Genomic DNA, 11329 nt, shown 5'->3' on the forward strand with positions numbered 1-11329 from the left:
TCACCTACACAGAGGCTCAAGATGCAAGACTGGAACCCTCAACTCTATCGTCAGTTTGAATCAGAAAGGACGCGGCCTGCGCAAGAGCTGCTGGCGCGCATTCCCGTTACCGACGTGCGTTTCGCTACGGATTTAGGCTGTGGACCGGGCAACAGCACCGAGCTGCTGGCTCATGCCTGGCCCGACGCGCGGATTATCGGGCTGGACAGTTCCGAAGCGATGCTGGCGCAGGCGCGCGAACGGCTGCCGCGCTGCACTTTCCTCAAGGAGGATATTCGACGCTGGCGCGCTGCGGAACCGCAACAGGTGATTTACGCTAACGCCTCGCTGCAGTGGCTTGACGCGCATGACAGCCTGTTGCCCCATCTGACAAACCAGCTCGACAGCGGCGGCGGGCTGGCGATTCAGATGCCGGATAATCTGCAGGAACCGTCGCATCGTTCGATGCGCGAAATTGCGGCCTGCGATCCCTGGCGTCAGCGCATCGGCGACGTCGAGCGGAAAAAACCGCTCACCAGCGAGCGCTACTACGATCTGCTAACCCAGGCGGGCTGCGAGGTGGATCTCTGGCGCACCACCTATTATCACGTGATGCCCGACGTGCAGGCGATTATAAACTGGCTAAAAGCGACCGGTTTACGGCCGTTTCTCAACGCGCTTGAACCTGACGAGCAGCCGCGCTTTCTGGAGCAGTATCATCAGGCGTTGCAGCTGGCCTATCCGCCGCGCGCCGACGGCCGCGTTTTGCTCGCCTTTCCGCGTCTTTTTATCGTAGCGGTGAAAAAGGGGAGCGCGCGCTGAGAGGCAATGCGCAAAGCGGGCAGGGGGATGCGCGAGACGGGTTGAAAATATCCCGCTTCTGCACCATGTTCTCTTAACCGGGCTAAAAGGATAAGTGGCGATGAATGATATGGAACTGCAGCGCTTAAGCGCGGCAATAGGCGATCGTCTTAAGGCGGCAAGGGCGACGGTAACCTGCGCCGAGTCCTGTACGGGCGGCTGGATCGCCAAAGTGTTTACCGACATCAGCGGCAGCTCCGCCTGGTTCGAACGCGGTTTCGTGACCTACAGCAATGAGGCCAAGCAGGAGCTGGTGGGGGTTGCTGCGGCTTCGCTTGCGCAGCACGGCGCGGTGAGCGAAGCCGTGGTGCGCGAGATGGCGCAGGGCGCGCAGCGCGCCGCGCAGGCGGACTATGCGCTATCGGTCAGCGGCATCGCCGGACCGGACGGCGGCAGCGTGGAAAAACCGGTTGGCACCGTGTGGTTCGGCTTCGCGGCGCCAGGCGGAAAAGTAGTAGCGAAACGCCAGCAATTTCAAGGGGATCGTGAGGCGGTACGTCGGCAGTCTGTAGCCTTTGCGCTACAGACATTACAGGACGATTTTTTGGCAAATTAAGCTTGATACTGTATGACTATACAGTATAATTAGCAGCAACAGAAAGCGAGCAGGCATTTGTAGCGTGCTTACCCCCGTATGAGTCAGGAGTAGAAATGGCAATTGACGAAAACAAACAGAAGGCTTTAGCTGCTGCGCTGGGCCAGATTGAGAAGCAATTCGGTAAAGGCTCCATCATGCGTCTGGGTGAAGACCGCTCAATGGACGTGGAAACCATTTCTACCGGTTCGCTTTCACTGGATATCGCGCTGGGCGCTGGCGGTTTGCCGATGGGCCGTATGGTCGAAATCTATGGTCCGGAATCTTCTGGTAAAACTACGCTGACGCTGCAGGTTATCGCTTCAGCACAGCGCAAAGGCAAAACCTGCGCCTTTATCGATGCTGAACACGCGCTCGATCCGGTGTATGCCAAGAAGCTCGGCGTAGACATCGACAATCTGCTCTGTTCTCAGCCGGACACCGGCGAGCAGGCGCTGGAGATCTGTGACGCGCTGGCGCGTTCAGGCGCCGTGGACGTTATCATCGTCGACTCCGTTGCGGCGCTGACGCCGAAAGCGGAAATCGAAGGCGAAATCGGCGACTCTCACATGGGCCTTGCGGCGCGTATGATGAGTCAGGCGATGCGTAAGCTGGCGGGTAACCTGAAGCAGTCCAACACGCTGCTGATCTTCATCAACCAGATCCGTATGAAAATCGGCGTGATGTTCGGTAACCCGGAAACCACTACCGGTGGTAACGCGCTGAAGTTCTACGCTTCTGTTCGTCTTGATATCCGTCGTATCGGCGCGATCAAAGAGGGCGACGAAGTGGTCGGCAGCGAAACCCGCGTTAAAGTCGTGAAAAATAAAATCGCTGCACCGTTTAAGCAGGCAGAGTTCCAGATCATGTACGGCGAAGGCATCAACACCTTCGGCGAGCTGGTCGACCTGGGTGTGAAGTACAAGCTGGTGGAAAAAGCGGGCGCCTGGTATAGCTATAACGGCGACAAGATTGGCCAGGGTAAAGCGAACGCCACCAATTTCCTTAAGGAAAACCCGGCGATTGCCAACGAGCTGGACGTTAAACTGCGTGAGATGCTCCTGAACAGCGCGAACGCCGAAGCAGACGCCGGTAATGCGCCAGCAGGCGCGCTGGAAGATGCAGCCAGCGAGACGAACGAAGATTTCTAATCCTGCAGCGGGAGTGGGCAATCCACTCCCGTTTTTCGTTTTAACGACCCTCTCTTTTCTTCCCCCTCGTTCTGCCGCCATAATCCCCTTCTGATTGAGCAAGGTGACCGCTATGACTGAACAACCGCAACCTAAGGAAATCGCTTTTCCGCGACTGCTCGACCGCGCCATGCGCATTCTGGCGCAGCGCGATCACAGCGAGGCTGAGCTGCGTAAAAAGCTGCAGCAGTCAGTGCAGCGAGCGGCATTTATCCAGCAGAACGATCCTGAGATCATCACCGATGCGCAGCTGGATAAAGTCATCGGCTGGTGCCAGGAAAACGGCTGGCTTGATGAGGCGCGCTTTACTGAGCGCTTTATCCAGAGCCGCAGCCGCAAAGGGTACGGTCCACAGCGCATCCGGCTGGAGCTGGGACAAAAAGGCATCGCACGGCCGGAAATCGACATAGCGATGGAAGCCTGTGAGATTGACTGGAGCGCCTGCGCCGCGCAGCTGGCGGAGCGCAAATTCGGCCTTCCCTTGCCCACAGAATGGAAGGCAAAAGCTAAAGTTCAGCGCTTTTTGCAGGCAAAAGGCTTTTTCATGGAGGATATTCAGTCCGTTTTCAGAAATTTTGATGACTGAAAGCTGCGCGGGGTTTTACTTCCCTGTGAAGAAAATTTATCTTATTCCCACTTTTTGTTCCCCTGAACGGACAACTGCGCGGATGCGGCTTGTCTGACCGGACGGAACTTTCGTTAGCGTGATTCCAGGATATATATGAGCAAGAGCACTGCTGAGATCCGTCAAGCGTTTCTCGACTTTTTCCATAGCAAGGGACATCAGGTTGTAGCCAGCAGCTCCCTCGTACCGAATAACGACCCGACGCTGCTGTTTACTAACGCCGGTATGGTTCAGTTCAAGGACGTTTTCCTTGGGCAGGATAAGCGCAACTATTCGCGTGCGACCACGTCGCAGCGCTGCGTGCGTGCAGGCGGCAAGCACAACGATCTGGAAAACGTCGGTTATACCGCACGTCACCACACCTTCTTTGAAATGCTGGGCAACTTCAGCTTCGGCGACTACTTCAAGAAAGAGGCGATTGCTTATGCCTGGGAACTGCTGACGGGAGATACCTGGTTCGCTCTGCCGAAAGAGCGTCTGTGGGTCACCGTTTATGAAACCGATGACGAAGCCTACGACATCTGGGCCAACGATATTGGCGTGCCGCGCGAGCGCATTATTCGCATCGGCGACAACAAAGGCAGCGCCTACGCCTCTGACAACTTCTGGCAGATGGGCGATACCGGTCCCTGCGGGCCGTGCAGCGAAATTTTCTACGATCATGGCGATCATATCTGGGGCGGACCGCCAGGTAGTCCGGAAGAAGATGGCGATCGCTATATCGAGATCTGGAATATCGTCTTTATGCAGTTCAATCGTCAGCCGGACGGCACTATGCTGCCGCTGCCGAAGCCATCGGTTGATACCGGCATGGGGCTGGAGCGTATCTCCGCCGTGCTGCAGCACGTTAATTCCAACTATGAAATCGATCTGTTCGCCAACCTGATCAAAGCGGTAGCTAACGTCACCGGTGCGACCGATCTCACCAACAAGTCGCTGCGTGTTATCGCCGACCATATTCGCTCCTGCGCGTTTCTCATTGCTGACGGCGTTATTCCGTCGAACGAAAACCGCGGCTACGTCCTGCGCCGCATCATTCGTCGTGCGGTGCGCCACGGCAATATGCTGGGTGCGAAAGAGGCGTTCTTCTACAAGCTTGTCGCCCCGCTGGTCGAGGTGATGGGCGCTGCGGGCGACGATCTTAAACGTCAGCAGAGCCAGGTGGAAACGGTACTCAAGACGGAAGAAGAGCAGTTCGCGAAAACCCTGGAGCGCGGTCTGGCGCTGCTGGACGAGGAGCTGGCCAAACTGCAGGGCGATACGCTTGACGGCGAAACCGTTTTCCGTTTGTACGATACCTTCGGCTTTCCGGCCGATCTTACGGCCGACGTCTGCCGCGAGCGTAACCTGAAAATTGACGAAGCCGGTTTTGAAAAAGCGATGGAGCAGCAGCGCCAGCGCGCGCGCGAAGCCAGCGGTTTCGGCGCTGATTACAGCAATGTCATCAGCATCGATGCGGCTTCCGCCTTTAAAGGCTACGACCAGCTCGATCTGACAGCCAGCGTGAAGGCAATCTACGTTGACGGCGTCGCGGTCGAAGAAGTGGCCGCAGGTCAGGAGGCTGTCGTGGTGCTGGATGAAACGCCATTTTATGGTGAGTCTGGTGGCCAGGTCGGCGATACAGGCCTGCTGAAAGGGAAGAATGCTGAATTTAGCGTCCAGGATACACAAAAATATGGTCAGGCTATTGGCCATATCGGTAAGCTGACGGCTGGTCATCTGCGTATCAACGATCGCGTTGAGGCGCAGGTTGATGAAGCACGTCGCGCGCGCATTCGTCTGAACCACTCTGCAACGCATCTGCTGCACGCGGCGCTGCGTGAAGTTCTCGGCGAGCACGTGGCGCAGAAAGGATCGCTGGTCAATGATAAGTACCTGCGTTTCGACTTCTCGCATTTTGAAGCGATAAAGCCGCAGGAGCTTCATCGGGTCGAAGAGATCGTTAACGCGCAGATCCGCCGCAACCTGCCGGTTGAAACCGAAGTGATGGATATTGACGCGGCGAAAGGCAAGGGCGCGATGGCGCTGTTCGGTGAGAAGTACGAGCAGCGCGTGCGCGTCCTGACCATGGGCGATTTCTCCATTGAACTGTGCGGCGGTACTCACGCTGCGCGCACCGGCGATATTGGCTTGTTCCGTATCTTAAGCGAGTCCGGCACGGCAGCAGGCGTACGCCGTATCGAAGCTGTTACCGGCGAGGGTGCGCTGGCGCAGGTTTATGCGCAGAGCAGTCAGCTGAACGAAATTGCGCAGTTGGTGAAAGCCAACAGTAGCAATCTGAACGACAAGGTGCGCGGACTGGTCGATCACGTGCGTTCGCTGGAGAAAGAGCTGCAGCAGCTGCGCGATCAGCAGGCTGCGCTTGAGAGCGCTTCTTTGAGCAGCAAAGCGCTTGACGTTCAAGGCGTGAAGCTACTGGTTAGCGAACTGGGCAACGTAGAGCCGAAAATGTTGCGCACCATGGTAGACGATCTGAAAAATCAGCTGGGCTCGGCGGTGATTGTGCTGGCGACCGTAGCAGAAGGAAAAGTATCGTTAATTGCAGGCGTAACCAAAGATCTTACTGACCGCGTAAAAGCGGGTGAACTGGTGGGTGAGCTGGCGCAGCAGGTTGGCGGCAAAGGCGGCGGACGCCCCGATATGGCGCAGGCTGGCGGCACCGATGCCCAGGCGCTGAAAGGCGCGCTGGCGGGTGTCGAAAGCTGGGTTAAGAGCCGCCTGTAACGAAATAGAACAATGCATCGTGAAAAGCGCCAGGGCCTGAGGTTCCGGCGCTTTTTAATACGATGTACATCAGGTAATGACAAAGTCAGGTCGATGTAGTGTATTTCGGCTAAACTAACTATCAGCAGAATGTATTGGCGTAGCGACGTACATTGATGTATTTGTCATAGTCAATGTTCAGCGTTAAATGATGGATAATGCCGGGAGCCCAAACAGAGCCCGACTCTTTTAATCTTTCATGGAGCAAAGAATGCTTATTCTAACTCGTCGAGTTGGTGAAACCCTCATGATTGGCGATGAGGTGACTGTAACGGTGCTGGGTGTGAAAGGTAACCAGGTTCGTATTGGTGTGAACGCGCCAAAAGAGGTCTCAGTGCATCGCGAAGAGATTTATCAGCGCATTCAGGCCGAAAAAACTCAGCAAACGAGTTACTAACGGATTCAGCGCCTCGCAGGATGCTGCGAGGCGCGACCGCTTTTACGCTTCACGCCTCTTTTCTTCCCGCTTCGTCTTGTTTTCCTCCCGCTCCGTCTTTCTGATTATTTTGCTGCTTGCTCGCTTTTACTGTTGATAATTCACTCTTTTTGTCGGCAAATTAGGCCAATTGAGCGTCATTTGTGCAAACGATCGAGCGGTGGGAAAAATTGTTTGACTTATAAGTGCGGGAAAGTAATATGTGCGCCACGCAGTGCCGATGAGCAGATACAACGTTCAGACGCACAGTTCGGAAGAACGCGTAAGGTGAGGTGGCCGAGAGGCTGAAGGCGCTCCCCTGCTAAGGGAGTATGCGGTCAAAAGCTGCATCCGGGGTTCGAATCCCCGCCTCACCGCCATTTTTCGATGCATCCGTAGCTCAGCTGGATAGAGTACTCGGCTACGAACCGAGCGGTCGGAGGTTCGAATCCTCCCGGATGCACCATATCTTCGGATATGGAAAGAGTGCCCCGAACTGACATGGCATGAAATATCGCCAGGCAGTGTGAGGGAGGAGAACGTTGTATTAGCAACGGCCCGCAGGGCGAGGCGAAAGCCGAGTCATCCTCCCGGATGCACCATCTTTTAAAGATGCGGAATAAAAAGTAAGTGAAAGAGTCGTTCCTTTCTCGGTGAGTTGTTAGCACCCTGCGTTGTACAAGAATTATCTATGCATCCGTAGCTCAGCTGGATAGAGTACTCGGCTACGAACCGAGCGGTCGGAGGTTCGAATCCTCCCGGATGCACCATATCTCTGGATGTGGGTAAGATGTCTCAAGCGAGACGCGTTAATTCTGGCACTTCCTGGTTGTCTGATTTAATCCCTGTAAAACGATTTCCCGATGCATCCGTAGCTCAGCTGGATAGAGTACTCGGCTACGAACCGAGCGGTCGGAGGTTCGAATCCTCCCGGATGCACCATACTTCACGATATAAACAGCGTGCCCCGAACTGATATGGCCAGACTCTCTGCCAGGCAGTACGAGGAAGGAAAACGTTGCGTCAGCAATGGTCCGCAGGGCGAGGCGAAAGCTAAGTGATCCTTCCGGATGCACCTTATATCTGAATATGGGCAAGATGTCTCAACGCGAGACGCGTAATTGCCGGCACTTTCTGGTTCTCTGTTTTGCCCCCCTGCAACATGCTTTCCCGATGCATCCGTAGCTCAGCTGGATAGAGTACTCGGCTACGAACCGAGCGGTCGGAGGTTCGAATCCTCCCGGATGCACCATACTTCACGATATGAACAGCGTGCCCCGAACTGATATGGCCAGATTCACTGCCAGACAGTACGAGGGAGGAAAACGTTGCATCAGCGCTCTTATCCTCTATCTAAGCCCTTTTCAATACGCTTGATTCTCCTTTCTTATTTACCATTTACGCCTGTAACAAAACTCAAACCCACTGAAATTTCCGGCAATTATCTCCGGCATCGCACGATCACCTTTTTCTGAAAAGAAAAATTGCTAATGCTTTCAAAGCATTTGCTGTTCATGTCCCCTGGCGACAACCTGGGCGCATTAAGCTAAAGTAATGGCTCATTTGTTGGATGTCCGGAGTAGCGATGTACGATCAATATGACGCACTGATTTTCGATATGGACGGCACGATCCTTGATTCCGAGCCGACACATCGAAAAGCGTGGCATCAGGTACTGGGACGATATGGACTGACGTTAGACGAATCGCAAATGATTGGTTTCAACGGCGCGCCCTCCTGGCGACTTGCACAATTTATTATCGAACAAAACCGCTCTTCTCAAGATCCTTACCAGCTGGCCGCCGAAAAAACCGCGGCGGTTAAGACCATGCTGCTGGAAAGCGTGCGTCCGCTTCCGCTGATGGAAGTGGTGAAAGCTTATCACGGCCGCCGTCCAATGGCGGTCGGCACCGGAAGCGAACACAGCATGGCGGATGCGCTGCTCAACCAGCTGGGCGTTCGCGAGCTCTTCACTGCAGTGGTGGGCGCCGACGACGTCGAGCGTCACAAACCTGAACCCGATACGTTTTTACGCTGCGCAGCGCTGATGGGCGTCGAGCCCGCACGCTGTGTCGTGTTTGAAGACGCCGATTTTGGCGTGCAGGCGGCGAAAGCGGCCGGCATGGATGTGGTTGACGTGCGCCTGCTGTGAATGACGTTCTGGCGCTTGCTTCTCTGTTTGGCAGCAGCTTTCTCAGCGCCACCCTGTTACCAGGGAGTTCTGAGGCACTGTTGATTGCGTTACTGGTTGCCAAAAAGGCTTCCGTTTATGGATTGATTGTCGCTGCATCAGTGGGAAATACGCTGGGCGGCATAACCAATATTTTTCTTGGTCGTTTACTGCCGTTGAAACGGCAGGGGCGATGGCATGACACAGCAATAACGTGGTTGCACCGACTGGGACCTGCAGCGCTGTTGCTGAGCTGGATGCCGGTAATCGGCGACCTGCTCTGCGTGCTCGCAGGCTGGATGCGCTTTGCCTGGCTTCCGGTCCTGCTGTTTCTCGCCGTCGGGAAAACACTGCGTTATATCGTTATCGCGACTGCCACCTTACAGGGTTTGCAATGGTGGCATTGATTCGCACAGATTCGAGGCTAGGGTTAACATTATGCTGAACAAAAATAAATTACTGTCCCAGCGGGAGGTTAATGTGATCCCGGACGTATCTAAAGCGCTCTCCTGGCTGGAGGCGCATCCCAATGCCTTGAAAGGTATTGGCCGCGGCATTGAGCGCGAAACGCTGCGCGTAAAGCCTGATGGTCATCTGGCGGAAAGCGGCCATCCCGACTCGCTGGGATCGGCACTCAAGCATGACTGGATAACCACCGACTTCGCGGAAACGCTGCTGGAGTTCATTACGCCGGTGGATCAAAACATTGACCATATGCTGGCGTTTCTGCGCGATATCCATCGCCATGTGGCGCGCGAGCTGGCTGAAGAGCGTATGTGGCCTTTCAGCATGCCTTGTTTGATCGACGACGCCGATCGCATTGAGCTGGCGCAGTACGGCAGTTCGAATATCGGACGTATGAAGACGCTCTATCGTCAGGGGCTGAAAAATCGCTACGGCGCGCTGATGCAGACCATCTCTGGCATCCACTATAACTTCTCGCTGCCGCTGAGCTTCTGGCAGGAGTGGGCGGACGTTAAAGATGCCGAAAGCGGCAAAGAGACTATCTCTGCCGGCTATCTGCGTCTTATCCGTAACTACTACCGTTACGGCTGGGTAATTCCTTATCTCTTCGGCGCCTCGCCGGCGATTAGCTCTAGCTTCCTGCAGGGGCGTGAGAGCAAACTGCCGTTTGAAACCGATGGCAAAGATTCGCTGTGGCTGCCCTATGCGACTTCGCTGCGCCTGAGCGATCTCGGCTACACCAACAAGTCGCAGAGCGGTCTCGGCATTACCTTCAACTCCCTTGAGGGGTACGTTAAGGCCCTGAAAGCCGCCATTAAAACGCCGTCTGAAGAGTATGCCGCGATGGGCACGAAAGATGCGGACGGTAACTGGCTGCAGCTTAATACCAACGTGCTGCAGATTGAGAACGAGCTTTACGCTCCAATCCGTCCGAAGCGCGTAACGCGCTCCGGCGAAGCGCCTTCTGATGCGCTGCTGCGCGGCGGCATTGAGTATATTGAAGTGCGCTCGCTCGACATCAACCCGTTCTCTGCAATCGGCGTTGACGCCAACCAGGTGCGTTTTCTCGATCTCTTCCTGATCTGGTGTACGCTGGCTGACGCGCCAGAAATGAGCGCCGATGAGCTGCTCTGCACGCGTAAAAACTGGAACCGCGTGGTGCTGGAAGGGCGCAAGCCAGACCAGAAAATTTCGGTCGGCTGTAGCGAAACTGAACATTCGCTGGTGGAGGTGGGCAAAGCGCTGTTCGCCGATCTGCATCGCGTGGCGGAAGTGCTCGACAGCAATCAGGGCAGCACGCAATATCAACAGGTGTGCGATCAACTGGTAGCATCCTTTGACGATCCTGAGCTAACCTATTCGGCGCGCATTCTTCAGGCGATTAAAGAGAGCGGCGTCACCGATACCGGCATCGCGCTGGCGGAACAGTATCGTCATATGCTGTGCGAAGAGCCGCTGGAAGTGATCAGCGAAGAAGATTTTACGCGTCAGGCGCTGGAGTCGGTTGCGGCACAGAAGCAGCTGGAAGAGGGCGACAGGCTCGATTTTGAGGCTTACCTTGCCAGTCGGGAAGGCTAGAAAAGAAAAAGGCCACATCAATGTGGCCAAATTAACATCTCTGTTGTCAGGGATGATGATAACAAATGCGCGTCTTTCATATATTCAGACGTTGGGCGAACAGAAAAGTTTCATCGTTTATAAAAAAATTTCAAAACAGGAGGTGACGTATGCCACTACTGGACAGTTTTACCGTTGACCATACCATTATGGCCGCGCCCGCAGTGCGTGTTGCGAAGACCATGAAAACTCCCCATGGCGATACCATCACCGTTTTTGACCTGCGTTTCTGCCGTCCCAACAAAGAGATCCTGACCGAGCGCGGAATCCATACGCTCGAGCATCTCTTCGCGGGCTTTATGCGTAATCACCTTAACGGCGACGGCGTAGAAATCGTGGATATCTCACCGATGGGATGCCGCACCGGTTTCTACATGAGCCTGATCGGCACGCCGGACGAGCAGCGCGTGGCCAGCGCATGGAAAGGAGCCATGGAAGATGTTCTGAAGGTGAAGGATCAGAATCAGATCCCTGAGCTGAATGAATACCAGTGCGGCAGCTATAAGCTGCATTCACTCGACGAAGCGCAGCAGATTGCGCGCAACGTGCTGGCGCATGATATCGGCGTCAACCGCAACGAAGATCTGAAGCTGCCGGCAGAGAAGCTGCAAGAGCTGCACATCTAGTCGTAGTTGGTCACGAGCATTAAAAAAAACGCCGCATCGATGCG

General features: G+C 55.2%; 10 protein-coding genes and 5 tRNA genes. All 15 read left to right on the forward strand.

Features of this window, described 5'->3' with window-relative positions:
- Window positions 1-21: 21 nt before the first annotated feature.
- The 15 genes from tam (at window position 22) to luxS (ending at window position 11285) form a co-directional block, all read left to right on the forward strand.
- Window positions 22-801, forward strand: a complete 780-nt coding sequence (gene tam / locus Q9R34_RS07520) for a trans-aconitate 2-methyltransferase (protein ID WP_485892990.1) — start codon at window positions 22-24, stop codon at window positions 799-801.
- A gap of 100 nt (window positions 802-901) precedes the next feature.
- Window positions 902-1396, forward strand: a complete 495-nt coding sequence (gene pncC / locus Q9R34_RS07525) for a nicotinamide-nucleotide amidase (protein ID WP_485892991.1) — start codon at window positions 902-904, stop codon at window positions 1394-1396.
- A 95-nt stretch (window positions 1397-1491) separates the two neighbouring features.
- Window positions 1492-2565, forward strand: a complete 1074-nt coding sequence (gene recA / locus Q9R34_RS07530; protein WP_434125898.1) for a recombinase RecA — start codon at window positions 1492-1494, stop codon at window positions 2563-2565.
- 112 nt (window positions 2566-2677) lie between these two features.
- Window positions 2678-3190, forward strand: a complete 513-nt coding sequence (locus Q9R34_RS07535; protein WP_434125899.1) for a regulatory protein RecX — start codon at window positions 2678-2680, stop codon at window positions 3188-3190.
- A gap of 135 nt (window positions 3191-3325) precedes the next feature.
- Complete coding sequence (gene alaS, locus Q9R34_RS07540; protein WP_485892992.1) at window positions 3326-5953, forward strand: alanine--tRNA ligase; 2628 nt, start codon at window positions 3326-3328, stop codon at window positions 5951-5953.
- A 250-nt stretch (window positions 5954-6203) separates the two neighbouring features.
- On the forward strand, window positions 6204-6389 hold the full coding sequence (csrA, locus tag Q9R34_RS07545) for a carbon storage regulator CsrA (protein WP_004155916.1): 186 nt from the start codon (window positions 6204-6206) through the stop codon (window positions 6387-6389).
- Between the two features lie 305 nt (window positions 6390-6694).
- Window positions 6695-6787: transfer RNA gene (locus Q9R34_RS07550), tRNA-Ser, on the forward strand.
- Window positions 6788-6796: 9 nt separating this feature from the next.
- Window positions 6797-6873, forward strand: a tRNA-Arg gene (locus Q9R34_RS07555).
- A gap of 227 nt (window positions 6874-7100) precedes the next feature.
- Window positions 7101-7177: transfer RNA gene (locus Q9R34_RS07560), tRNA-Arg, on the forward strand.
- Window positions 7178-7272: 95 nt separating this feature from the next.
- Window positions 7273-7349 (forward strand) — tRNA-Arg (locus Q9R34_RS07565).
- A 233-nt stretch (window positions 7350-7582) separates the two neighbouring features.
- Window positions 7583-7659, forward strand: a tRNA-Arg gene (locus tag Q9R34_RS07570).
- A 333-nt stretch (window positions 7660-7992) separates the two neighbouring features.
- Entirely contained in the window at window positions 7993-8559 is a 567-nt protein-coding gene (yqaB, locus tag Q9R34_RS07575) for a fructose-1-phosphate/6-phosphogluconate phosphatase (RefSeq protein ID WP_434127102.1), read from the forward strand.
- The gene (locus tag Q9R34_RS07580) at window positions 8556-8984 is read left to right on the forward strand and encodes a YqaA family protein (RefSeq protein WP_434127103.1); all 429 of its coding nucleotides are present in this window, start codon (window positions 8556-8558) and stop codon (window positions 8982-8984) included. The genes yqaB and Q9R34_RS07580 overlap by 4 nt, the downstream gene beginning before the upstream one ends.
- 31 nt (window positions 8985-9015) lie before the next feature.
- The gene (gshA, locus tag Q9R34_RS07585; RefSeq protein ID WP_485892993.1) at window positions 9016-10620 is read left to right on the forward strand and encodes a glutamate--cysteine ligase; all 1605 of its coding nucleotides are present in this window, start codon (window positions 9016-9018) and stop codon (window positions 10618-10620) included.
- A 149-nt stretch (window positions 10621-10769) separates the two neighbouring features.
- Complete coding sequence (gene luxS, locus Q9R34_RS07590) at window positions 10770-11285, forward strand: S-ribosylhomocysteine lyase (RefSeq protein ID WP_033752034.1); 516 nt, start codon at window positions 10770-10772, stop codon at window positions 11283-11285.
- The last annotated feature ends 44 nt before the right edge of the window (window positions 11286-11329 follow it).

The organism is Enterobacter sp. BRE11, assembly GCF_031844285.1.
Taxonomy (GTDB): Bacteria; Pseudomonadota; Gammaproteobacteria; order Enterobacterales; family Enterobacteriaceae; genus Pantoea.

Bases quoted from the DNA above. Each gene is read 5' to 3' on its own strand.
- luxS (WP_033752034.1), top strand. From the start codon at position 10,770: ATGCCACTACTGGACAGTTTTACCGTTGACCATACCATTATGGCCGCG.
- tam (WP_485892990.1), top strand. From the start codon at position 22: ATGCAAGACTGGAACCCTCAACTCTATCGTCAGTTTGAATCAGAAAGG.
- recA (WP_434125898.1), top strand. From the start codon at position 1,492: ATGGCAATTGACGAAAACAAACAGAAGGCTTTAGCTGCTGCGCTGGGC.
- gshA (WP_485892993.1), top strand. From the start codon at position 9,016: ATGCTGAACAAAAATAAATTACTGTCCCAGCGGGAGGTTAATGTGATC.
- pncC (WP_485892991.1), top strand. From the start codon at position 902: ATGAATGATATGGAACTGCAGCGCTTAAGCGCGGCAATAGGCGATCGT.
- csrA (WP_004155916.1), top strand. From the start codon at position 6,204: ATGCTTATTCTAACTCGTCGAGTTGGTGAAACCCTCATGATTGGCGAT.
- alaS (WP_485892992.1), top strand. From the start codon at position 3,326: ATGAGCAAGAGCACTGCTGAGATCCGTCAAGCGTTTCTCGACTTTTTC.
- yqaB (WP_434127102.1), top strand. From the start codon at position 7,993: ATGTACGATCAATATGACGCACTGATTTTCGATATGGACGGCACGATC.
- Q9R34_RS07535 (WP_434125899.1), top strand. From the start codon at position 2,678: ATGACTGAACAACCGCAACCTAAGGAAATCGCTTTTCCGCGACTGCTC.